Annotated in this window: 20 protein-coding genes and 2 pseudogenes; 15 read left to right on the top strand and 7 right to left on the bottom strand. The window is 65.5% G+C overall.

Features of this window, described 5'->3' with window-relative positions; genetic code table 11:
- Positions 1-220 precede the first annotated feature (220 nt).
- The 4 genes and pseudogenes from ON20_RS29990 to ON20_RS37065 form a co-directional block, all read left to right on the top strand.
- A complete protein-coding gene (locus ON20_RS29990) occupies positions 221-448 on the top strand; it encodes a hypothetical protein (protein ID WP_040841344.1) in 228 nt (75 codons plus the stop codon).
- A gap of 42 nt (positions 449-490) precedes the next feature.
- Positions 491-1,654 (top strand): Gfo/Idh/MocA family protein, encoded by a 1,164-nt coding sequence (locus ON20_RS29985; RefSeq protein WP_051163635.1) that lies wholly within the window; start codon positions 491-493, stop codon positions 1,652-1,654.
- Between the two features lie 398 nt (positions 1,655-2,052).
- A complete protein-coding gene (locus tag ON20_RS29980; protein ID WP_051163634.1) occupies positions 2,053-3,453 on the top strand; it encodes an aspartate aminotransferase family protein in 1,401 nt (466 codons plus the stop codon).
- Positions 3,454-3,803: 350 nt separating this feature from the next.
- Positions 3,804-3,956, top strand: a pseudogene (locus ON20_RS37065) (IS701 family transposase); the annotation flags it as partial.
- Positions 3,957-4,151: 195 nt separating this feature from the next.
- On the opposite strand, the gene ON20_RS29970 reads toward ON20_RS37065, so the two are convergent.
- A complete protein-coding gene (locus ON20_RS29970) occupies positions 4,152-4,610 on the bottom strand; it encodes a group II truncated hemoglobin (protein WP_040841340.1) in 459 nt (152 codons plus the stop codon).
- Between ON20_RS29970 and ON20_RS40760 the strand changes: the two are divergent.
- Positions 4,601-4,870, top strand: a pseudogene (locus ON20_RS40760) (hypothetical protein); the annotation flags it as partial. The gene ON20_RS29970 and the pseudogene ON20_RS40760 overlap by 10 nt on opposite strands.
- 748 nt (positions 4,871-5,618) lie before the next feature.
- Here ON20_RS40760 and ON20_RS29960 read toward each other — a convergent pair.
- From ON20_RS29960 to ON20_RS29940, 5 genes are read right to left on the bottom strand one after another with little or no spacing between them, the layout of a single operon-like run.
- The gene (locus ON20_RS29960; protein ID WP_083865483.1) at positions 5,619-7,211 is read right to left on the bottom strand and encodes a long-chain-fatty-acid--CoA ligase; all 1,593 of its coding nucleotides are present in this window, start codon (positions 7,209-7,211) and stop codon (positions 5,619-5,621) included.
- Between the two features lie 44 nt (positions 7,212-7,255).
- The gene (locus tag ON20_RS29955) at positions 7,256-8,374 is read right to left on the bottom strand and encodes an acyl-CoA dehydrogenase family protein (protein ID WP_040841336.1); all 1,119 of its coding nucleotides are present in this window, start codon (positions 8,372-8,374) and stop codon (positions 7,256-7,258) included.
- The gene (locus tag ON20_RS29950) at positions 8,371-9,660 is read right to left on the bottom strand and encodes an acyl-CoA dehydrogenase family protein (RefSeq protein ID WP_083865479.1); all 1,290 of its coding nucleotides are present in this window, start codon (positions 9,658-9,660) and stop codon (positions 8,371-8,373) included. Before ON20_RS29950 ends, ON20_RS29955 begins: the two co-directional genes overlap by 4 nt.
- A gap of 16 nt (positions 9,661-9,676) precedes the next feature.
- Entirely contained in the window at positions 9,677-10,573 is an 897-nt protein-coding gene (locus ON20_RS29945; protein WP_040841334.1) for an enoyl-CoA hydratase, read from the bottom strand.
- The gene (locus ON20_RS29940; RefSeq protein ID WP_083865478.1) at positions 10,570-11,937 is read right to left on the bottom strand and encodes a flavin monoamine oxidase family protein; all 1,368 of its coding nucleotides are present in this window, start codon (positions 11,935-11,937) and stop codon (positions 10,570-10,572) included. Before ON20_RS29940 ends, ON20_RS29945 begins: the two co-directional genes overlap by 4 nt.
- Positions 11,938-12,206: 269 nt before the next feature.
- Between ON20_RS29940 and ON20_RS29935 the strand changes: the two genes are divergently transcribed.
- Positions 12,207-13,043, top strand: a complete 837-nt coding sequence (locus ON20_RS29935; RefSeq protein ID WP_040841332.1) for a mycofactocin-coupled SDR family oxidoreductase — start codon at positions 12,207-12,209, stop codon at positions 13,041-13,043.
- A gap of 49 nt (positions 13,044-13,092) precedes the next feature.
- A complete protein-coding gene (locus ON20_RS29930) occupies positions 13,093-14,532 on the top strand; it encodes an amidase (RefSeq protein WP_040841330.1) in 1,440 nt (479 codons plus the stop codon).
- A gap of 78 nt (positions 14,533-14,610) precedes the next feature.
- Here ON20_RS29930 and ON20_RS29925 read toward each other — a convergent pair whose 3' ends face one another.
- Positions 14,611-15,207: a TetR/AcrR family transcriptional regulator gene (locus ON20_RS29925; RefSeq protein ID WP_040841329.1), complete on the bottom strand. Its 597-nt coding sequence runs from the start codon at positions 15,205-15,207 to the stop codon at positions 14,611-14,613.
- Positions 15,208-15,374: 167 nt separating this feature from the next.
- Between ON20_RS29925 and ON20_RS29920 the strand changes: the two genes are divergently transcribed.
- The 8 genes from ON20_RS29920 to ON20_RS29885 are packed head-to-tail and all read left to right on the top strand — an operon-like array spanning position 15,375 to position 23,371.
- Complete coding sequence (locus ON20_RS29920) at positions 15,375-16,865, top strand: aldehyde dehydrogenase family protein (protein WP_040841327.1); 1,491 nt, start codon at positions 15,375-15,377, stop codon at positions 16,863-16,865.
- 9 nt (positions 16,866-16,874) lie between these two features.
- Positions 16,875-17,819, top strand: a complete 945-nt coding sequence (locus ON20_RS29915; RefSeq protein WP_040841325.1) for an SDR family oxidoreductase — start codon at positions 16,875-16,877, stop codon at positions 17,817-17,819.
- Positions 17,816-18,253, top strand: a complete 438-nt coding sequence (locus ON20_RS29910; RefSeq protein ID WP_040841323.1) for an FAS1-like dehydratase domain-containing protein — start codon at positions 17,816-17,818, stop codon at positions 18,251-18,253. The genes ON20_RS29915 and ON20_RS29910 overlap by 4 nt, the downstream gene beginning before the upstream one ends.
- On the top strand, positions 18,250-18,708 hold the full coding sequence (locus ON20_RS29905; protein WP_040841321.1) for a MaoC/PaaZ C-terminal domain-containing protein: 459 nt from the start codon (positions 18,250-18,252) through the stop codon (positions 18,706-18,708). The genes ON20_RS29910 and ON20_RS29905 overlap by 4 nt, the downstream gene beginning before the upstream one ends.
- On the top strand, positions 18,705-20,147 hold the full coding sequence (locus ON20_RS29900) for an OB-fold domain-containing protein (protein ID WP_040841319.1): 1,443 nt from the start codon (positions 18,705-18,707) through the stop codon (positions 20,145-20,147). Before ON20_RS29905 ends, ON20_RS29900 begins: the two co-directional genes overlap by 4 nt.
- A 2-nt stretch (positions 20,148-20,149) precedes the next feature.
- Positions 20,150-21,352 (top strand): acetyl-CoA acetyltransferase, encoded by a 1,203-nt coding sequence (locus tag ON20_RS29895; protein WP_040841317.1) that lies wholly within the window; start codon positions 20,150-20,152, stop codon positions 21,350-21,352.
- On the top strand, positions 21,349-22,167 hold the full coding sequence (locus tag ON20_RS29890; RefSeq protein ID WP_040841315.1) for a crotonase/enoyl-CoA hydratase family protein: 819 nt from the start codon (positions 21,349-21,351) through the stop codon (positions 22,165-22,167). Before ON20_RS29895 ends, ON20_RS29890 begins: the two co-directional genes overlap by 4 nt.
- Positions 22,168-22,213: 46 nt before the next feature.
- Positions 22,214-23,371 carry an acyl-CoA dehydrogenase family protein gene (locus ON20_RS29885; RefSeq protein WP_040841313.1) on the top strand — a complete coding sequence of 386 codons (1,158 nt, stop codon included), beginning with the start codon at positions 22,214-22,216 and terminating at the stop codon, positions 23,369-23,371.
- Positions 23,372-23,389 lie beyond the last annotated feature (18 nt).

The raw sequence follows: 23,389 nt of genomic DNA, 5'->3' as shown, positions 1-23,389 counted from the left end.
CGGCGGGTCCAACCAGGTCTGACAATATCTACGATAGATATACTATTTGTGGTTAGAGTATTTGATGAGCATGCCGGGATCAAGGGCCGATCCGCAGAAGTGCAGTGCTCCGAACGCCATGGGAGGCGACCGTGCTCAGTCCCTACGACGAGTTCCCCGTCCACCAGACCACCCGACCGCCATCGGATACCAGGCCGGCTCGTGGAAGGACGGCGGCTCGATGTGCACCTACCACGGTCCCGGGGTCACCCTGGAGTGGGACGAGTTCGACGTGAGTGTTCAGCCGTTCGATCACGTCCGACACGACGGCATTGTGCAGCACGGCCTCATCGGTAAGGAATACCTGGTGCACACTCGCACCGTCGCGCCGGACGGTAGGGAGTGGACCGGCGCCGGCCAGACCGAGCTGTTCCTCGACGGTCCGTACGCTCCGCTCGGGCTCTCCTGAGCATGGCCGCCGGTCCCTGCCGGCCCGAGTCGTGGAGATGTGATGGCGAAAGCAACCGAATCCGAACACGCGGATGTGCGCGTGGGCGTGGTCGGACTGAGCGCGACGGGCGGGTGGGCGGCACGGGGCCACCTCCCGGCGCTGGGCGCGCTGGGCCGCTACCGCGTCACCGCGCTGTGTGCGAGCTCGGCCGAGTCCGCCGCGGCGGCCGGCGACCGCTACGGCATCCCGCGCACCTTCGCCTCCGCCGCGGAGATGGCCCGCTGCGACGAGGTCGACCTGGCCGTGATCGCCGTGCAGGCCGCCAAGCATTGGGAGGTCCTTCTCCCATTGATGGAGGCGGGGAAGGACGCCTACTGCGAATGGCCTCTGGCGGTTTCGGGTGCGGAGGCCGTGACTCTCGCCGCCGCTGCACGGCAGTACGGTGTGCGCGCGGTGCTCGGGCTGCAGGCCCGGTCCGCTCCGGTGATCCGCTACCTCCGTGACCTCGTCCGATCCGGTTGGGTCGGGGAAGTTCTGTCGAGTACCGTCGTCGCGTCCGGAATGGCGTGGGGAGCCGAAACCGATCCGCGCGCGAGCTATCTGCTCGATCGGGGCGGCGGGTCGACCATGCTCGCCATCCCGTTCGGGCACGCGGTCGACGCGCTGACCATGTGCCTGGGTGAGTTCGTCGAAGTCGGCGCCGTACTGGCCAATCGCCGTCCGGCGGTGACGGAGCCGGGAACCGACACTTCGGTGCCGATGACCACAGACGATCAGGTTGCCGTGCACGGGGTGCTGGACAGCGGTGCGATCGTCTCGGTGCACTTCCGGGGTGGTCGCTCTCGTGCCACCAACTTCCACTGGGAGATCAACGGAACCGAGGGGGACCTGATCTTGACCGGAAATCACGGTCACCTGCAGCTGGCCCCGGTCACCCTGCGCGGAGCCCGAGGATCCGCCGCCGAGTTGGCCGAGCTCCCCGTGCCTGGGGAGTACCACTTGGTCCCACAATTCCGTAACCGTCCGGGCGATCCCGCCGCCAACCTCGCGAACGCGTATGCGCTGCTATTGGAGGACATTGATAGTGGCACGGCGAACCTGCCCGATTTCGAGCACGGCGTGCGGCGTCACCGCCTGCTCGACGCCATCGTGGAGTCCGCGGAAACGGGGGAGCGGCAGAGTCTTCGGTATTGCTCCCGGGAGCAGCAGACCGGTCGTAGATGAACTGTCCAGAACCGTCGTCATCCCGGGAGCCCGGCGCCATTGCTTCATCCTGACTCGAGCGATGTGCCTTGTTTCCCGTTGTGCACCAGTATTTCTCATATTTTTACTCAACTAATATATAGTTTATTGGTAAGGTAGTTGAAGTGGTTCCTTCGGGAAGTCTCCGTGATCAAGTCGGCCCGTCGGCGTGGAGTCGAGGACTCGGTTGTCCCGACGCGGGACGCGTGGTCGGCGCCGTTGTCTCGGTAAGCAGGCGACTGCTTATGGCGCGTGCTTACCAACAACCGGTGATGCGTTCGGGGAGCCGTACGACCGGCCTCGGGGAACCGCAAACGCACAAAGGGTGATCAGTCCACCCTGGCCGTCCTGCGGCCGCCTGACAACCTACGGAGGATACGATGACCGGCGTTGCCGACGAATTGGCCGCACATTCGGACCGGGCAGCCGAGGCCATAACCGCTGACCGCTCTGCGCTGGATGCGTGGGCATCCGGAGTCGAGCAGGAATTCTTGCGACGAACCCCCAACTCGAAAGCAGCGTTCGAACGATCGCGGGGCCTGATTCCGGGGGGAGTGCCGGGTGGGCTCGGATTCCTGAGTCCTTATCCGGTCTACTTCGAGCGCGCCGAGGGCGCCTACGTGTGGGATGCCGACGGAAACAAATACCTCGATGTCATGTCCGGTGACTGGCTACTACCGCTGGGGCATGTGCATCCGGAAGTATTCAGTGCGACGGTGAAGCAGCTCGGCGCCGGCACCACGTTCTGTTCGCCCCATATCTCGCTCGGGTATGAAATGGCGGCCGAACTCAACACGAGAATCCCCTCGCTCGAACGGATTCGATTCACTGCTTCGGGAACCGAGGCCACGATGACCGCGCTACGGCTGGCGCGGGCCTTCACGGGCCGTGGGAAGATCGCGAAGATGAGGGGTGGATATCACGGAACGCATGACCTGTCGCTCATCGCGAATGGACGGTTCGCGGATCCCGACCTCGTTCCCCCGGGGCTGATCCCCGGAGCGGAGGACGCTGTTGTCATCCTGCCCTACAACGACCCTGACGCCGCCGAGGAAATCATCGTCCGGCACGCGAAGGAGCTCGCTGCCGTGATCGTCGAGCCGGTCCTCGGCGGTAGCGGGATGGTGGCGGCAACTCACGACTTCCTCGTCCGCCTGCGTGCCGTCACGCAACGCCACGACATCGTGCTGATCTTCGACGAGGTCGTCACTTTTCCTGTAGGGCCTGGCGGCGCCCAGAGCTGGTTCGGCATTCAACCGGATCTCACCACCCTCGGTAAAGCAATCGGAGGAGGACTCCCCTTGGGCGCGTACGGTGGACGCGCCGAGATCATGAGCCTGGTGGACCCCGTCCTGGACCCGGCTACCCAGATGCGCCACGGGACCACGCTCGGCGGTATACCCGTAACGCTTGCGGCAGGGTTGGCTCAACTGCGTGCACTCACGCCCGCTGTCCATGAGCATTTGGTCTCTCTCGGCGAACAATTGCGTGCGGGGGTATTCGAGATCGCAGCCAAGCGACGTGTGCCCTTGCAGGTTACCGGTATTGCCCACTTTTTCGGTCTCCATTGGACGCCGGAGCCCGTGGTCGATTTCGACACTGCATCGACTTCGGATCGAAAGATCACTTCATTGCTGACCACGACCATGTACAACCAGGGAATACTGATGTTCAAATCGGCCCTCGGTACCGTCACTGCGCCGATGGAAGAATCCGATATCGAAATGCTTCTTGCCGCTCTCGACCGCACTTTGGTGCGGAGTGGGCTGGCGAACAGGTGAAACCAGCCGGTGGGCTCGTGCGTGGGTGACGGTTCGTTCACTCGGGATGCGGAAGGGCACCGAGCGGGCCATATTCGCGGGAGCGGTCGGAACCAGTGGTATCCAGGATTTCTCCTGAGCCGAGAAGTTAGCGGATGGCGGTCGGATATCGACGCATGGCACCGAGTGTCGGCAGGGCTCGGTGAGCGCGGTGAACGCGAATACGACTGGGCCTGGGCCACACTGCCCTGTTTCGGCGACCTCCCGGTCGGATTCGTCCGCACGCTGCCGGCTCGCCGCAGCCTGGACGACCCGACCGATATTGCCTACCAACTGTGCTTTCATCCCGGCACCGCCACCCGGAACAGGCCGTCGCCGCGGCCGGTGTCAGGTGGGCGGTCGAGGAATGCTTCCAGGCCGCCAAGGACCAGTGAGGCCTCGACCACTACCAGGTCCGCGAATACAACGCCTGGTACCGGCACATCACCCTGGCCATGCTCGCCCACGCCTTCCTCGCCGTCACCGACCCAAAAGCCCACGCGGGCCGGGCCGGATCACAGTCGCCGAAATCCACCGTCTCCTGGCGATAGTGCTCCACCCGCCCACGCCCTCACCCACGCTCTCGCCGCTTGCCACTGGCGCCGACGACATCAAACACACGCACGACAACTCCGCTACCAGCGAAAATGATTACACAGTAACTAACTACAACTGTCGTGCTAAGCGGGGTGCGACCCGGATTCTTCCGGCCATGTCCATTTCGGAACGTGGCGCAGCGGATGCAGTTGATCGTCGGTTTCGGCGTTCGAGTTCTGCATGGCGACACGCGAGCCGAAGTCCAGGTGCTCGAGAAATGCCTGTCTGAACGGCGGGTCGTCGGGGAAGCCGACTTCGGTGGCTGCCTCCAGGTAGAGCTCGACGAACCGCTGCCGCTCCTCCTCGGTGATCTTCAGGCCCCGGTGGATATCGATCAGGTATTGGAAGCCGAGATCCCGGCTGAATGCGTCCGGGCCGCCGAACGTTTCACTGGTGAATGCGGTCAGATGATCGACGTGGGTGGATACCCGCTCGGGGAACAAGCGGTGCAACTGCGGGTCGACCAAAACCTTTGCGTAGAATACTTCTTCGAGCCGGTGAATCGCTTCGGCGCCGCCCACGTGGTCATACAGTGATTCCATGGCCACACTCTAGAGGACTCTCATGTGTACGGAAGTGGTTATGCCGTATACGTGGTCAGCGATGGACGCTCTGGCTCGTCGTCCGGTTCGGCGATGCGTGGTGGGATATTGCCGAACCACTGATACCGAAGTCCGCTGCGCGCAGGCAGGTGGTGGCACCGCGCCGGCCGATGACCGCGCGGTATTCACCGCGATCGTGTTCGTGCCGACCCAGCGGGTGCGCGTGGCGGCAGCTGCCGCCGGCATTCGGGGTGAGCGTGCCGACCGCGCACCCTCGGTTCTGCACGTGGGCCGCCGCCGGGTTCTTCGACCGGCTGCACCGTGAAGTGTTGGATCGGCTCGGCGGCGGCGGTGAACTGGACTGGTCGGCAGCGATCGTGGACTCGGCGAGCGTGCGGGCCGCAAGGGGATCGCTGACCGGGCGCAACCCGGTCGACCGGCGCAAGTATGGGTCGAAGATCCACCGGCTCTCCGACGCGAACGCAAATCCCGCTGGTCACCACGGTCACCGGTGCCGATATTCACGACAGCCGCATGCTGCGCCCACATTCACTCGAGGCCCGGTCGAGGTCATGCCGTCGATCTGCAGTCCGTCCGGATACGGGAACAAGACCGTGAGTGGTCCGGAATCAGAACACCGGCGACATGATCGACCATCAAGCACCCGTGGGCAACCCAGGCCGGGGCGATCACGCAAATCGTGCCGGATCCAGTTCTCTTTGTTGCGCTTGTGGAGTAGGCGCAAGCTGGTGGTGTCGTCCGCCGTGAGGTTGGCGGGGGTGGAGGCCGAGGCGGTTGCCCGTCGAGCGGCCGGTTCCGCTACTGCTGCGAGCCCGGCGCCCAGCGGTTTCTCCCTGCCCACGGACGGATCTGGGGCATTACGAGAAGCATTGGTTGACGGTAGTAATTCGACCTGGATCGGCCACGGCGCCGACGGTGCAATCGTCTGCTACCTCACTGTGCGCCTTGGGGTGCGGGTGCGAACAGCATGCTTCAGTGACGGCGAGTTCACCGGCCATCCGCGGTCGGTGAACGATCCGCTACAGAAGTCTGCTGTACAGTCCGATCGTCGGCGTCGGTCGCTTCGAAGCGGCCACCGGCGTACGCGGCGCGTAATTCGTTCTTCAGCACCTTGCCCCCGGCGTTGCGAGGCAGCGCGTCCACGATGACCACCCGTTTGGGACGCTTGTATCCAGCAAGGTTGTCGCGGCTGAAGGCTTCTACTTCGCTGTCGGTCGGGGGATCGGCCGGAACGGAGGGCACGATGATCGCGATCGGTGTCTCCCCCCATTTGGGGTCCGGTACGCCGATGACCGCGACCTCGGCGATCTTCGGGTGGGTGGCGAGGGTGTTCTCGACCTCAGCGCAGTAGATGTTCTCGCCACCGGAGATGATCATGTCCTTCTTGCGGTCGACGACGTAGAAGTAGCCGTCCGCGTCCTGACGGACCAGATCTCCGGAATGGAACCAACCGCCTCGGAAAGCGTCGCGTGTCGCGTCGGGTTTGTTCCAATAACCCTGCATGACCATGGGGCCTCGGTAGACGATTTCGCCGACCTCACCGTGCGGCACATCGTTCATCTCGTCGTCGACGACCCGCACCTCGACATGTGGGATCGGGGTGCCCACGGAACCCAGCTTGCGGACCGAGTCCTCGCCTCGCAGGTGGGTGGTGACCGGGCTGCATTCGGTCTGCCCGAAGGCGGAGCAGACATCGGCGTGGGGGAACAGGTCGATCATTCGGCGCAGAAGTGTGCGGGAAGCCGGGGCCGCGCCCCACGAAACCCGGCGCAACGCGGAGAGCGTGTAGGAACCGAGTTCGGGGACGTCGCATACAGCTTGCCATTGCGCGGGCACCATGAAACAGGAGGTCACTTTTTCCTGTTCGAGGATATCCAACACTGCGCGCGCGTCGAACCCGCCGGAGGGTGGGATCACGACAGTTCCGCCGATGATCAGAGTAGGAAGCATTCCCGAGAGCCCGGCGATGTGGAACAGCGGTGCCGCGGACATGCTCACCTGATAACCGTCGGTGCCGCCGAGCGCCAATATCGAGCTGAAGGCATGCAGTAACAGGTTGCGGTGGGTGAGTACCGCTCCCTTCGGCGCACCTGTGGTGCCCGAGGTGTACATGATGAATGCGGCCGTGTCGTCGGGGATGTCCTGGATGGCGATATCGTTGCGCGCGACAGCGAGGAGGTCCTCGTATTCGTCACCGATGGTGACGAAAGGGATCGCGATACCGGCGAGTGTCGCAGCCGTGGCGGCGGTCGTTCGGAGGGCAGCGTCGGTGACGAGAGCCTTCGGCTCGCTATCGCGGAAGAGGTAGGCGATTTCCTCGGCAACGAGACGGAAATTGATCGGGACCACGATGGCACCCAGGCGTTGGGCGGCCAGCCAGCTCTCGACGACTTCGATGCTGTTGGTCCCCAGCACGCAGACTCGGTCGCCCGTGGCGACGCCCAGGCCGCGGAGGACATCGGCGAGGCGATTCACCCGACTGTCCAGCTCGCGATACGTTCGTCGGCTGCCGCACCCGACGATCACCTCGTCGCGGGGTCGGATTCGAGCGTGGCGGGCGACGATATCGCTCATTGTCATACCGCGCCCGATCAGTGGTGTGGGTCCTTGGTCCGTGCTGGTCACTACCGATCCTCCTGCGGTGGGCCGAAAAGATGCGACGCGATCTTCTCGCGGTGGTACTCGGGCGAGCCGAAGAACACTCGGGAGCCGATTGCGCGCTTGAGGTACAGGTGCGCGTCGTGTTCCCAGGTGAATCCGATGGCGCCGTGCACCTGGACATTGGCTTTCGCCGCGGCCAGAAATGCCTCCGAGGCGACCGACTTGCACAGGCCGGCGAGTGCGTGGAACTCGCGGCCGGGACGATCCGCCGCCCGCGCAGCCGCATACGTTGCGGCAGCGGCGGATCTGTTGTCGAGCAGCCGGTCGGCGAGGAGGTGTTTGATGGCCTGGAAGGAGCCGATCGGACGGCCGAACTGGTGGCGCGTCTTCGCATGATCCACCGCCATGTCGAGGCATCGTTCGGCACCGCCGAGCTGCTCGCAGGCGATGACGACGGCAGCCACCGGAAGGAACCGTTCGAGGATCGCATCGGCCGCTCCGACGTCGCCGATGATTTCACCCGGTGCGTCGCGCAGCCGGAGCGTCGACAGCCTGCGAGTGGGGTCGAGGGCATTCGAGTCCACGAACGAGACCTCGTCTCCACGTCGGACCGCGAAGATCGTCGCTCCATCGGGCGTCTGTGCCCGGACCAGGAAGAGATCGGCGACGGCGGCGTCGGTGACGAACGATTTCGCGCCGGAGACCAGCCAGGCGCCCCCCACGAAGCGTGCGGTGGTGGACTGGCCACCCATGGACCAGTCACCGGACTGTTCCACCAGCGCGACTGTCGCCGTGGCGGTCCCTCCGACGAGTGCGGGTACGTGCGTCGAGGCGGCATCCGCCGCGAGCAGCAGCTGGATGGCGATTGCACACGACAGGAAAGGTGCGGGGGTGAGTGCGCGTCCGAGTTCCTCGGCCGCGACAGCAAGGTCGACGATATTCGCCCCGGTCCCGCCGTATTCCTCGGGAATTCCGATCGCGGTCAGCCCGAGATCCCCGACCAGTCGCCGCCACAGTCCGGTGTCGTAGCCTGCGGATGTACCGATCGCAGTACGGATGTGTGCCGATGACGAGTACTTGGACAGCAAGGCGCGGAGCGTATCGCGCAGCGTGGTCTGCTCCGCGTCGAGGGCCGGCGTCATCCTCGGCTCCTCACGGCACGTGGTTCGCGGGGCAGACCCAGCAGTTGTTCGCCGAGTGTGTTCCGCTGGATCTGACTGGATCCCCCGTAGATCGTGCCTGCCCGTGCTGTCAGGAACTTCTGTTGCCAGGCGGCGGGGCTGTTCGGCGCGCCGAGTGGGTCGGGGCCGATCTCCGCCGCGGCGCCGTCACCACCGACGAGCAGGACATCCATTCCCAGGATGTCGGTGGCCAGCTCGGTCAGTTCGGCATGGTGTTCGCTGAGCAAGAGTTTGATCAGCGACGATTCCGCGTCCGGTGCTGCGCCGGATACGATCGCGGACATGATCTCGAGCCCGAGTAGACGGGTGATCTCGACCTTCGACCAGCACCGGGCGACTCGCTGACGGATCAAGGGATCGTCCTGAAGCCCACGGTCGGCAATCAGGCCGACCAGCCGATCGAGTTCGACCCGGTACCCGGCGTAGGCGGCTCCGGAGGCCGCGCCGCGTTCGTAGCCGAGCAGTGTCAGCGCCACACGTGCTCCGTCACCACGTTCACCCACCACATTGCCGATGGCTGTTCTGGCATCCGAGAAGAACACCTCGCAGAACTCGCTGTGACCGGTCATCGTACGGATCGGCCGGACCTCGACCCCGGCCTGATCGATGGGGATCAGCAACAGCGACAACCCGCGAGATCCGGGTCGGTCCGGTTCGGTGCGCGTCAGGGTGAAGATCCAGTTCGCGGTGTCCCCGGCTGTCTGCCACACCTTCTGCCCATTGATCACCCACTCGTCGTCCACCACCTCGGCGGAGGTCCGCAGGCCGAACAGATCGCTGCCTGCTTCGGGCTCGGAATATCCCTGCGCCCAGCGATGCTCGCCGGAGAGTATCCGCGGGAGGAAGAAGCGCTTCTGTTCCTCCGTCCCCCACCTGAGCAGGGTGGGACCGATGAGCGAGAACCCGAAGGGATCGTTCGGCAGCGGCAACAGTGGTACGCCGGCGAGGACGAACTCTTCCTGGACCACACACTGTTCCAGTACCGACAGTCCGGCGCCGCCGTACTGGACCGGCCACGAGATGCCCAGGTATCCGCTCGCCCGCAGGGTATCCCGCCAGGCGGGCAGGAACACCGAGCGTTGCTGTTCGCTCAGTGCGCCGACGCCGCGCCAATCCGCCGGAAGGCTCTCGCGGAGGAACCGTCGTACCCGTTCCCGCAGGGTATCGCTGTCCGGTCCGGAGCCGATCGGCTGCCCGGCCAGCGGTCCTCGCGCAGGATGGGTGCCTCGTATCGCATCGTGCCGCATAACCCTGGCGCTCCTATCAAACCTGGTTTCGGTGGGCGGGCCGGGCGGGGCCGGCCGTGCGCCAATCAGGGAGCCCGGCCGCTCGAGTACCGAGCGGCAGCCCGTCGGGATTGACTTCCGCCCAGTGCGAGTGGTTGAGCGAGTGGATAGTGAAGCAGGCGGCGAGTGCATTGCTGAAGCCCTGCTGGTCGAGGGTCTGGTTCACCGATTCCTTGACCAGCAGGGCGGTCACGGTCGGTACCGCGGCGATGCGTCGCGCGAATTCCAGTGTCTTCTCCGGCAATTCTTCGCGGTCGAACACTTTGGCCACCATTCCGATGCGGTGGGCTTCTTCGGCGTCGAGCGAATCACCGGTGAGCAGCAGTTCTTTCGCGCGCCGCGCGCCGAATTCCCAGGGATGAGCGAAGTACTCCACCCCACAGACGCCCAACCGCGTGGCCACGACGTCGGCGAAGGTCGTGTCCGAAGCGGCCACGATCAGATCGCAGGCCCACGCCAGCATCAACCCGGCCGCGTACACCGGCCCGTGCACGGAGGCGATGGTGATCTTGCGAAGATTGCGCCATCGCTTGGTGTTCTCGAAGTAGTAGTGCCATTCCTGGAGCATTCTGCGCTCGGTCCCTTGGCGGGTGCCGCCGTGTCCGGCATAGGAGGAATGCTGAGCGGGACCGGCCTCCCGTTCGAGACGCGCCTGCGCCGAGCCGAGATCGTGACCTGAAGAGAATGCGGGTCCTGCACCGCGCAAGACGACCACCCGGACGGTGTCGTCCACCTCGGCACGTCCGAATGCCTCGTCGAGCTCCACCAGCAGGCCGCGGTTCTGCGCATTGCGCTGGGCGGGCCTGTTCAATGTGATGACGGCGATCCGTCCCTCGTCTTCGGTACCGTATGTCAGGAATTGTGGTGAGCTCATCGGTGTTCCTCGATTCGGGTGATCCGTTCGTGCGGTACCGGCATGGCGGATCCGGCCAGGGCAGTGGTGATTTCGTCGCAAGCGCGTTCGCCCGACCGAACCGCGCCGTCCATGTAGTTCATCCACACCGTCGCTGTTTCGGCGCCGGCCCAGTGGATCAGCTCACAGGGTGTGCGCAGCAGATGGCCGTACCGGGTCCAGCCGCCGGGAACGAAATTGGCGCCGTAGCACCCGCGTGTCCACTCCTCGCCCGACCAGGTCATCTCGATGTAGTCCAGTACGTCCGCGGCGTCGGGGCCGAATAGTTCGACGAAGCGTTCGATGACGGTGGTGCGGCGCGCGTCGGCGGACAGCTCGGCGAACACTCTGGCCTGGTCGGCCTCGACGAACCCGACCAGCACTCCGGACGATGCATCCGGCGGTGAGTTGTCGAAGGTGACCGAGACGGGGCTCCTATTCGACAATGTGCGACCGTTGGAGCCCTGATCGCGCCAGAATGCCCGGCGATAGAGGCACTGCACCTTGTAGGTCGAGCCGGCTGCCACACGCTGGTGCAATTGCGCCCGGGAAGCGGGCAGGGGCGGATCGAACGCGATGCGGTCGACGACGGCGAGCGGGACCGCGACGATGATACGGCGCGCGGTCGTTCGTGTTCGTGCTGTGCAGACCTCGACATGATCGCCGTGGCTACGGATCCGGTGGACGGCGTGTCCGAGCCGGACTGTATCGGTTCCCAGGTGTGCTGCGATTCGATCCGACAGTGTCTGAGCGCCACCGACCATCCGGGCCTGCTGTGCCTCGGCGATGAGTGCCGTGGTCGACCCGGCGGAGCGGATATAGGCCACCGTGTGCAGTAGGGAGATCTCCGCCGGTTCGGCGGCGAAGATCCCGGTGATCAGCACCCGGAGGAACTCATAGGTCTGGGCGTCCGGGGCCTGCTCCACGAGCCAGGAGTGCAGAGTCCGGGCATCCCAGTCGGCGGCGTGCAGAGCGGTCCACGGTGCGTCCACCGGTACCTCGGCGGCCATCCGATCGAGCTCGGCGAGCACGGTGCTCACTGCTGGGAGTCCGCTGACCGGATCGCCGTCGATGAGATAGCGAGTGGTGCCCTCTGAATACGTCGGGAATGTGTCGACCCCGAGCTCTTCGGCCAGGGCCAGTATTCGGTCCTGGCCGGGGCCGACCCACTGGCCACCGACGTCGACCGCGACACCGCTGCCGGTCGTGCGGGTCCAGGTTCTGCCACCAACCCGATCGCGTGCCTCGAACACCACCACCGAGTACCCGGACTCCTGTAGTCGCCTGGCGGCCGTGAGGCCGGCCAGCCCGGCGCCGACCACGGCCACATCGACATCTGGGTTCAACGATCACTCCCTTGTCCGTCTAGTCATTTGACATGGTCACTTGACCCAAAGTATCGCCAACCGGTTTTCGGAGTCAATATCGAGTCGGATTTTCGTCACGCCCTGGATGCGAGGCATTTGAGCACCTCGCGGCGTGTTCACCGGTTGTATTTTCGGGTTCGGCGGAGGCTCTTGACAGTCGAGGTCGATGCTCTGATACTGCAAGGACTGTTCATATGACTTGGTCAATTGACAAGACAACGCGCGCGACGCGGAAATGAGGACACAGCATGGCTCGGCTCGAGGGCAAAGTCGCCTTCATCACGGGTGCGGCTCGCGGTCAGGGGCGAGCGCACGCTCGTCGGCTGGCGGCGGACGGCGCGGACATCATCGCGGTGGATATCGACGACCGCTGCCGGGTCGGCAGCGTCCCGTACCCACTGGCCACCGCGGCCGATATGGCCGAAACCGTCCGTCAGGTGGAATCCGTCGGACGCCGGATCGTCCATGGCTGTGCGGATGTTCGTGATATAGCCGCGATGGGTGCAGTGGTGGACAAAGGGGTGGCCGAACTGGGCCGACTGGACATCGTGGTCGCCAACGCGGGTATCTCGAGTCCGGCGCCGACGCTGGAGATGGATGTCGAAACCTGGCAGGAGATGATCGACATCAATCTCACCGGGGTGTGGAAGTCGATCAAGGTGTCCGTTCCACACGTCATATCCGGTGGTCGGGGCGGATCGGTGGTGATCATCAGTTCGGGTGCGACGGAACGACCGTTCGAACGGCTCGGCCACTACAGTGCCGCGAAGGCGGGACTGGTCGCGCTCATGCGGGTGCTCGCCAAAGAGCTCGGTGCGCAGGGTATTCGTGTCAATACCGTACACCCGGGAACGGTATTGACACCGATGGTTCTCAATGACCCGACCTACCGGGCCTTCCGGCCCGATCTCGCCGAGCCGGGACGGGAGGACTTCGAGGAGGCGGCGCGGTCGATCACCGCATTGCCGATGGGGCCCCTCGAGGCCGAGGACATCGCGAACGCAGTGGCGTACCTGGTGTCCGACGAAGCCCGGGGTGTGACCGGCACCCGCCATCTGATCGATGTCGGTGTGGCACTGCAGTGAACCGCACACCACGAACCAGTCGTTCGATACGAGGAATAGTGAGAAATCGATGACAGACAACCCTTGGGACGCAACCGATCTGGCCGCACGGGTGCATCGGCGTGAGGTTACCCCGCGCGATCTGGTGGAGGAGGCGATCGATCGGATCGATCGGATCGATCCGGAGGTCAACGCCGTAATCGTGAAAACCTACGACAAGGCGCGTGCCGAGGCCGCCGAGGTCGATCCGGACGCGCCGTTCGCCGGGGTTCCGTACCTGCTCAAAGACATCACCATGCACTCGAAGGGTGACCCCTACGCCGCCGGAATCGCCGGTGTGAAGGAGGCGGGGTTCCGTTCGACCTACGATTCCTGGTTCGTCGAGCGTATGCGCGAGGCCGGATTCGTGCTGATCGGCAAGGCGAGTACATCGGAGATGGCGATGCATGCCTCGACGGAGCCGGTGGCCTGGGGGCCCTGTCGCAACCCCTGGGACACCGATCGCTCCTCCGGGGGCTCCAGTGGGGGGTCCGCCGCGGCCGTGGCGGCCGAGATGGTGGCGATCGCGCACGGTAACGACGGTGGCGGTTCGATGCGCAGCCCGGCCAGTCAGTGCGGCGTGGTGGGGCTCAAGCCTTCTCGCGGACGGGTGTCATGCGGCCCCTATGTCGTGGAGTCGGATTGTGTTTCGGGTAACGCAGTGGACGGCTTCCTGACCCGATCGGTCCGTGACCAGGCCGCCGCACTGGATATCGTCAGCGGGCACCGGCCCGGTGACGCCTACTGTGCGCCGCCGCCGTTACGCCCGTTCGTCCAGGAGATCGGTGCCGATCCGGGTCGGTTGCGGATCGGTGTGATGACCGGTGACCCGACAGGAGGCCTCACGGTCGACCCTGAAGCCGTCGCCGCGACGCGGGCGGTGGCCGATGCGCTGGCCGATCTCGGGCACGATGTCTCCGACGGGTACCCCGCCACATTCGAGAAGGGGTTCTGGCCGCTGGACTGGTTCGGATCGGTCGGTGTCGTCATCGCGCGGGAGATCGACTGGCTCGGTGAGCAGATCGGCCGGCCGTTGACCGCTGCGGATATGGAGCCCGCTACCTGGGGGTACGTCGAGCAGGGGCGGAAGGTCTCGGGTATCCAGTACGCGGCCGGTATCGACGCCCTGCGCACCCAGGCCAGGGAGATCGAGAGCTGGTGGGAGGACGACGGCTGGGATCTGCTGCTGACGCCGACGATCCCGGTGCCCGCACCGAAGATCGGGGAGTTGACCTCGTCCGAGGAGAACCCGTCGGAGTCCGTCGCGATGTGGCTCCTGCAGAACACCGTAGTGTTCAATGTGTCCGGGCAGCTGGCGATCTCACTACCGCTGTACCAGCGGTCGGATGGTATGCCCCAGGGTGTGCAACTCGCCGCCGCCTACGGTCGCGAGGATGTGCTCTTCCGTGTCGGCTCCCAGCTCGAGCAGGCTTTGCCGTGGAGCCACCGCCGACCTCCGCTCCGCGCGTGATGGCCTGACCGAGGGAGTCGCGCAAGCGCCCGGATCGCCGGTGGGCGATCCGGGCGAGTCGTATCGGCCGGGGTCGATTCAATCGCGCAGGGCCACCTTGATGAGCGCCTCGGCGAGTAGATCGACCTGACGTCGGCAGGCGTCACGGTCCAGTGACGCTGCGTATTCCAGCGTCAATCCGTCGAATCGGTGCAGGATGAAGCGCGCGATGTCGTCCACCGGCACCCTCGGGGGCACCGGCTCGATCTCGGCGGCGCGGCGTAGGTTGTCGTGCAAGAGGTCCTGGCCGAACGGCCCCCAGATCGCGTATACCTCCTTCGGGTCGCCACCTCGCCGGATTCGTGTCATACCGAATTCGGTGAGTGCCATCTGTAGGCCGATGTTCTGCTGATACCAGTTCCACATCGCCGCGATGCACGACCGGATCGTGAGTTCCATGCCCTGATCGGGATCGACGATCCGGAAACACTCGACCAGCGTTTCCGCGCCGCGATCCATGACCAGGTGGATCAGCTCCTCCTTGTTGCGGAACGAGTAGTGCAGTGCGCCCAGCGGGGCGTTCGCGCGCTCGGCCACTCGCCTGGTCGTCGTGCGCGCCAGCCCCTCGGTTGCCATCACTTCCACCGCGGCGTCGACGATCTGTCGGCGCCGGTCATCCAGTGCGATATGTGCCACGCCACTCTCCAAAGTCGGATCAGTTTCAGGTCACCTGAACTTGTCAAGTGTACAACTTCGAGCGCCCGGGTTTGCTCGGCACCTCCCCCTGTCAGGGGTTGACATTGCTTGTACCTCGACGTTCAATCGACTGTGTCAAGCGACCAAGTCAAGTGAACAGAGGGTCTATGTCGCTCCATCCCGCAGCTCACTTCATCGCCGGCGAATGGTCGGGCGCCGGCTCGGGTCACCTTGTGGTGATCGATCCGGCGACCGAGGCGCCCATCGGCCGGGTGCCGGCCGGTGGGCGCGACGAGGTCTATGCCGCGGTAGCCGCGGCGGCCGGCGCACTGACGGAATGGTCGGCCCGGCCGTATACCGAGCGTGCGCAAATCCTCGACGCGTTCACTGAGCGACTCGGAACCGAGCGCACGAGAATTGCGGAAACCATTACCGCCGAAGTCGGTTCGCCCGCGTCGTTCAGCGATGCGGTGCAGGTGGGATTCCCCCTGGCCACCTTCGGGAGCCAATCCCGACTGCTCGCCGAGGTGCGGTGGGAACACCGGGTCGGCAACTCGAGAGTGCTGCGGGAGGCGGCAGGTGTGGTCGCCGCCATCACCCCGTGGAACTATCCACTACATCAGATCGCGGCCAAGGTAGCGCCGGCGCTGGCGGTGGGATGCACAGTCGTGCTCAAACCGAGCGTTGTCGCACCGCTGAATGCCGTGATCCTGGCCGAGGCCGCGATCGCGGCCGGGCTTCCCGACGGCGTGCTCAATATCGTGTTCGGAACCGGTGCGGAGGTGGGGGAGCGGTTGGTCTCCCATCCGGGAGTGGACGTCGTGAGTCTCACCGGTTCCACGGCGGCCGGTCGGCGTGTGAGCGAACTGGCCGGTGCGACGGTGAAACAGGTGCATCTCGAATTGGGCGGTAAATCGCCGAACCTCATTCTCGACGATGCCGATCTACCGGCCGCCGTGAGCAACGGACTGCTGAAGGCCTTCCTCAACGCGGGGCAGACGTGCACCGCCCTATCGCGAATGCTCGTGCCGCGCAACCGACTCGGTGAGATCGAGGAGATGGTGGTCGCGGGGGTGGCCAACCACCGGCCGGTGGATCCGTCCACGGCCACCGGACCGGCCGATCCGGTCGAATTCGCCGACCACCTGCGGCAGGTCCCGTTCTGCCTGGGGATCGGCCCGGTGGTGTCGGCCGCGCAGCGCGAACAGGTACTGGGCTATATCGAAGCCGGAACCGCCGCGGGCGCTCGGCTGCTCGCGGGCGGTGCTCGGCGCCCGGACGGTTTCGAACACGGTTACTACGTACAGCCGACGGTGTTCAGCGAGACCACACCGGACATGGCGATCGTCCGAGAGGAGATCTTCGGGCCAGTGCTGTGCCTGCAGGTCTACGACACAGTGGAGCAGGCGATCGAATTGGCGAACGACACGCCTTTCGGACTGTGCGCGGCGGTTTCGTCGGGCGACGAGGAGCGTGCCATGAGTGTGGCCCGTCGAATCCGGGCCGGACAGGTGGAGATCAACGGCGCGCCCTTCAACCCGTTCGCCCCGTTCGGCGGTTACAAGCAATCCGGGTACGGTCGCGAACTCGGCGCCTGGGGGTTGGAGGGCTTTCTCCAGACCAAGAGTGTCCAGCTGCCGGTCCCGGCAGCGAACTGAGAGGAAGACATGGCAAAACTGACCGGGCGAGTGGCCGTGGTGACCGGCGGAGGCCGTGGTCTCGGCCGCGAGCACGCACTGCTGCTGGCTGCCCAGGGCGCCGACGTGGTAGTGAACGACGTAGGCGGTGGTTCCGACGGTGCGGGCGGTGACGATTCCGCCGCCCGGGGGGTCGTGGAAGAGATCGTGGCCGCCGGTGGCCGCGCTGTCGCCAACAGCGACAGCGTCAGCGATTGGGCGGGTGCCCGCCGGATCGTCGAGACCGCCGTCGAAGAGTTCGGTGATCTGCACATCGTCGTGAACAACGCCGGCATCCTGCGGGACCGTCCGTTGGTCACAATGAGCGAATCAGAATTCGACTCCGTCGTCGAGGTCCATCTCAAGGGCACCTTTGCGGTGACCCGGCACGCCGCGGAGTATTGGCGTGCGCGGGTGAAACGCGGTGTCCGAATCGATCGTTCACTCGTCAACACTTCTTCCGGGTCGGGTCTGCACGGCAATCCCGGACAGGCGAACTACGGCGCGGCGAAGGCCGGTATCGCGGCGCTGACGCTGATCGCCGCCCAGGAGCTCGAGCGGTACCGGGTGCGGGTCAACTGCATCGCACCGGTTGCGCGTACCCGATTGACAGAAGCAACACCTGGGCTCGGTCAGGTGATGGTGGAGTCCATCGGTCAGGAATTCGATATCTGGCACCCGGCGAATATCTCGCCACTGATCGGCGTGCTGGCGGCTGCCGACTGCCCGTTCACCGGACAGGTCTTCCGGGTGTTGGGCGGGATGGTCGGCCGGTACGAAGGGTGGTCGGTGGCCGAACAGGTCGACAGCTCCGCGCGGTGGACAGTCGACGAACTGGCCGCGGCGATGGCGACGATGCCGGCACGGCCCGAACCGCCACGACTGGGTTCGCACATGGCGGCCGCCGCCCGGAACCGTGAGGAGGGCCTGACGTGACCCGATTTTCTGCTTATCCGGTGCGGCTCGAGCACGGCAAGATCGGCGAGTTCGCCACGGCGGCCATGAACACCGACCCGAGCTACCGGGGGGATGAACCGATCATCCCACCGACTTTCCTGACCACCGCGGCCTACTTCTGGCAGACCGAGGAGTCCCGGCACGCGGTGGCGCACGGGCTGGATCCGCAACGCACCCTGCACGCCGAACAGGAATACCTGTTTCCGGACGGTCCGCCGCGGGCGGGGACCGTGCTGACTGCGACGGCGCACCTCGCCGATCGTATCGAGAAGCACGGTCGCCGCGGTGGACGGTTGACGTTCGTCACGACCGTTACCGACTTTCGCGACCGGGACGGCAAGCTCGTTGCCCAGCAGCGGTCGACCGCGGTCCAGACGGCACAGGCCCCGACCTCCACGGAGAACGGATCATGACAGCGCCGGGACGGATATCGCTCGGTGATCGCCCGGAAGAGCGGACATTCGGTCCGATCACCATGACCGATATCGTCCGCTACGCCGGTGCGTCAGGTGACTTCAACCCGCTGCACCACGATGTCACCGCGGCCCGCGCGGCGGGTTTCGCCGGGCCGTTCTCAATGGGGATGCTCCAGGCCGCGCTGCTGGCCACCTTCGCTACCGACTGGTTGGGGGCGGTCAATATCCGCCGCTACAAGACGCGGTTCATAGAACAGGTGTGGCCCGGCGACGTACTGGTCTGCACCGGGGAGGTCACCGACGTCCACGATGCCGGCACCGGAATACAGGTCCGTGTCCGGCTCGAATGTCGTCGACATGCGGGTGGGATCGCCGTCTCGGGGGAGGCCGATTTCCGGTTGCCGGACACCTACGAATCTGCCGGCCGAGCAGCGGAGGAGAAGCTGGGATGACGACAACTGTCGGAATCAGTTCCTACGGGGTGCACGTCCCGCGTTGGCGACTCGCTCGCGCGCAGATCGGTGCCGCCCTGGGTACGTCCGCCGGTCGCGGAACACGAAGCGTTGCCGGATACGACGAGGACACCACCTCGATGGGGGTGCAGGCAGCGACCACGGCGCTCATCCCCGGCGTCGATATCCGCGGTATCGTCTTCGCCAGCGCACTCCCCGCGTACACGGACAAGACCAACGCTGCCGTCGTGCACGCGGCGCTCGATCTCGAACCCACGGTGTCGGCTTACGACCTGATGGGTGCCTGTCGCTCGGGGATGGGCGCGCTGACTGCGGCCGCCGATGCCGCCGCGGCCGGCCGCACGACCCTCGCGGTGCTGTCCGATATCCGCACCGGGCTACCGGGTTCGGTGGATGAACGGATCGGTGGAGACGGAGCCGCCGCCGTGGTGTTCGACTCCGGTACGGAGGTGATCGCCGAGCTCATCGGCCGGGGCGCCGCCACAGCCGAGTTCCTCGATCGCTGGCGGATTCCCGGCGAGTCGGCCGGCCACCTGTGGGAAGAGCGCTTCGCCGTGGACCGATACGTCGAACTCGCCGGGCAGGCGGTGCGGGCGGCGCTGGACGAATCCGGCACCGACCGCACGGCGATCGGCCGCATCGCCGTCGCCGGAATGCACCGACGGGCGGTGGCGGTGGTGACCCGTGAACTGCGTGGAGAGGCGACGGTCGTGCCCGACCGGGCCGACGCCATCGGCGTCACCGGTACCGCCGAACCGGGATTTCTGCTGGCCACGGCGCTGGACGAGGCTCAGCCGGATGAGCTGATCCTGCTGGTCCACCTGGGTGACGGTGCCGATGCGCTCATCCTGCGAGCCACGGATGTATTGCCGCGCTGGCGTGATGACCGTGTAGTGGGCACGGCTTCCGAGCAGATCGCCGACGGCAGGGAGATCGATTATCACCGCGCACTGATATGGCGTGGGCATCTCCGGCCCGAACCGCCGCGGCGCCCCGATCCGGACCGTCCCGCCGGTCCACCCGCCGCGCGGAACGCCGGGTGGAAATTCGGGCTGGTGGGATCGCGCTGCACGGTGTGCGACACCCGGCACCTTCCCGCGAGTCGGGTGTGCCGCTCCTGCCACAGCGTCGACCGAATGAGGCGGGATCGGATCGCCGGCGAATGGGGTGTCGTCACCACATTCCAGGCGGACCGGCTTGCATACAGCATGAATCCGCCACTGACCGGTGCGGTTGTCGATTTCCCCGGTGGCGGCCGACTGGTGTGCGAGGTCACCGATATCGACGACGATTCGCTGCGGATCGGCGACCGGGTCGAGATGACCTTCCGACGGCTCTACACCACCTCCGATGGTGTGCACAACTACTTCTGGAAGGCGCGTCCGTGCCGCGACCGCCGGATTTCGAACGAGGGATGACCATGCCGACACACGGAATTCGCGACAAGGTGGCGATAATCGGAATGGGCTGTACGGCCTTCGGGGAACACTGGGACAAGGGCGCCGACGATCTGCTGATCGAGGCTCATCAGGCCGCCGCCGCCTCGGCCGGGGTGGATCCGCAGGACATCGACGCCTACTGGCTCGGCACCATGGGAGCGGGCTACTCGGGGCAGTTGTTGTCGCGCGCCCTGAAATTGGACTACAAGCCCGTCACACGGGTGGAGAACTTCTGCGCAACCGGGTCCGATGCCTTCCGCAACGCGTGTTACGCGGTGGCCTCCGGCGCATTCGATGTGGTGATGGCCATCGGGGTCGAAAAGCTCAAGGATTCAGGGTATTCGGGTCTGACGAGCAATCCCGCCCCGCACGACGGAACGGTCGCCGGTATCACCGCCCCCGGCGCCTTCGGCCTGCTGGCGCCCGCCTACGCCGAGGCCAATGCGCTGGACGACGAGCTGATGAAAGAGGTCCTCACCCGAATCGCCTGGAAGAACCATTACAACGGGGCGCGCAACGCACGGGCGCAGTTCCGCAAGGAGCTGACGATGGACGCCATCCGCGATAGCCCCACGGTCTCCGGGATGCTCGGCGTGCTGGATTGCTCCGGAGTGTCGGATGGGTCGGCCGCCGCGATCCTCGTGCCGGCGGAGCGGGCCTACGATTACACCGATCGGCCTCTGTTCGTGAAGAGTTTGTCCCTGGTCGCCGGACCGGGGGACGGTGGAATGGACCCGGACTACGACTACACGACCTTCCGTGAAGTCGTCGCATGTGCGGCGCGCGCCTACCGGGAGGCCGGAATAACCGATCCCCGGACGCAGCTGGCCCTCGCCGAAGTGCACGATTGCTTCACCCCGACAGAGCTGGTCCTCACCGAAGATCTCGGCCTCAGCGAGCGCGGAAGTGGCTGGCGCGATGTGCTGGAAGGCGCCTTCGACCTGACGGGGGAGATCCCCGTCAACCCGGACGGCGGCTTGAAGAGCTTCGGACACCCGATCGGTGCATCGGGTCTGCGGATGCTGTTCGAATGCTGGCTGCAGCTCCGGGAGGAAGCTCCGCCGGAGCGACAGATAGACAGCATCCGCACGGGCAGCCGCACCCGGGCGCTGACCCACAACATGGGTGGCAGACCGGGCGACTGCCTGAGTTTCATAGCGGTGGTCGGATCGGAAATCGGATGACCGGCCGGACCGAATCGGCGGATGTGGTCGCCGAAGCCTGCCGGGGTCCGTTACGGATCTGGACGCTGAACATGCCCGACCGCCGCAATCCGATATCCGATGATGCGGTGATCGAACGGTTCGTCCAGCTCACGGACAGGGCGAATTCCGATATCGATACCCGGGTGGTCGTATTGACCGGAGCGGGACCGGTGTTCAGTGCGGGCGGCAATATCAAGGATATGGCCCAGCGGACCGGGCTGTTCGGCCGGTCGCCGTCCGAACTGCGTGACGGCTATCGATCCGGAATCCAACGTCTGGCCCGCGCTGTCTACGGTTGCGAGGTACCGATCGTCGCCGCGGTCAACGGGCCGGCCATCGGCGCCGGGTGTGATCTGGCGATGATGTGTGATGTCCGGGTGGCGGCTTCGAACGCCTACTTCGCGGGGAGCTTCGTGGAGCTGGGCTTGGTCCCCGGCGACGGCGGTGCCTACTTCCTGCCCCGCGTGATCGGATTCGCGCGAGCGACTCAGATGCTCTTGACAGGAGAGAAGGTCGACGCGACCACCGCGCTCGACTGGGGCATGGTCTCCGAGGTCGTCGCACCGGAGGGCCTGCTCGCCTGTGCCGAGGCGATCGCCGCGACGATCGCGATGCATCCGCCCCGCGCGGTTCGGCTGACCAAACATCTGCTGCGGGAGAGCAGACGGCAGGACCTGGACAGCCTGCTGGAGCTTTCCGCGTCCCTACAGGCATTGGCACATACCACCGAAGACCACCGTGCGGCACTGGCGGCGCTACGGGCCGAACAGCGCCCGCATTTCACCGGCCGTTGAACCGGGGCCACCGGTGAACGGACCGATCGGATAGAGGGGAATAAGAATGGAACGGACGATCTTCGAGTCCGAGCACGAGGATTTCCGGCGCATGCTACGCGAATTCATCGTGCGGGAAGTCCAGCCCTACCGTGACGATTGGGATCGACTCGGCCACCCGCCGCGCGAATTCTATGCCCGACTCGGTGAACTGGGAGTGCTCGGCAACCAGGTGCCGGACGAGTACGGCGGTGGTGGCGCGGTGAGTTTCAAGTACAACGCCATCGTCTACGAAGAGGTAGCGCGCGCGGGCGTTTCTTTCGGCCAGTTCTCGGTGCACACCTGCCTGATCCTGCCTTACCTGCTGGCCTACGCCACGGACGAACAGAAGCAGCGCTGGCTGCCGGGATTCGCCTCCGGAGACCTGATGATGTCGATCGCCATGTCCGAGCCCGGCACAGGGTCGGATCTGGCGAATATCTCGACCACCGCGAAACTCGACGAGCACGGTGAGCACTACGTTGTCAACGGCGCCAAGACCTTCATCACCGGTGGCGCGGTATCCGATCTCGTGCTCACCGTATGCCGCACGTCGCCGTTCGACCCTGCCGACCGGCGCGCCGGGCTCTCCATCCTGTGCGTGCCCACCGCGACGCCCGGATTCACGGTGGCCCGACAGCTACGGAAGATCGGGCTGCACCAGCAGGACACCACGGAGCTCGTCTACCAGGACGTGGTGGTACCGGTGGAGAACCTGCTCGGCGAGCCGGGAGCCGCGTTCGGCTACCTGACCCACAACCTCCCCCAAGAACGGCTGGCCATTGCGCTGGGCGCGGTGGCCATGGCCGAGGCCGCGATAATGCACGCCACCTCCTACGTCAAGGATCGCACCGTGTTCGGGCAGCCTGTGGCAAGCTTTCAGAACACCAAGTTCGTCCTCGCCGAATGCTCGGCCGAGACGCAGGCCGCCCGCGTGTACGCCGATCACGCCCTGGAACTGCACGATCGTGGCGAACTGACGGTCGCGGATGCGGCGCGCGTCAAGCTGCACTGCACCGAGATGGCGGGCCGCGTAGTGGACAAATGTCTGCAATTGCACGGGGGATACGGTTATATCACCGAGTACCCGATCGCCCGCCTGTACGCCGATACCCGGGTGAACCGGATCTATGGAGGCACCAGCGAAGTGATGAAGACCATCATCGCCAAGGACCTACGCCTGTGACCCCCTCGCAGCGGGGTG

The organism is Nocardia brevicatena NBRC 12119, assembly GCF_000308495.1.
Classification (GTDB): Bacteria; Actinomycetota; Actinomycetes; order Mycobacteriales; family Mycobacteriaceae; genus Nocardia; species Nocardia brevicatena.
Note: the sequence above shows the minus strand (reverse complement) of the source record. Positions and strands in the feature narration are given on the sequence as shown.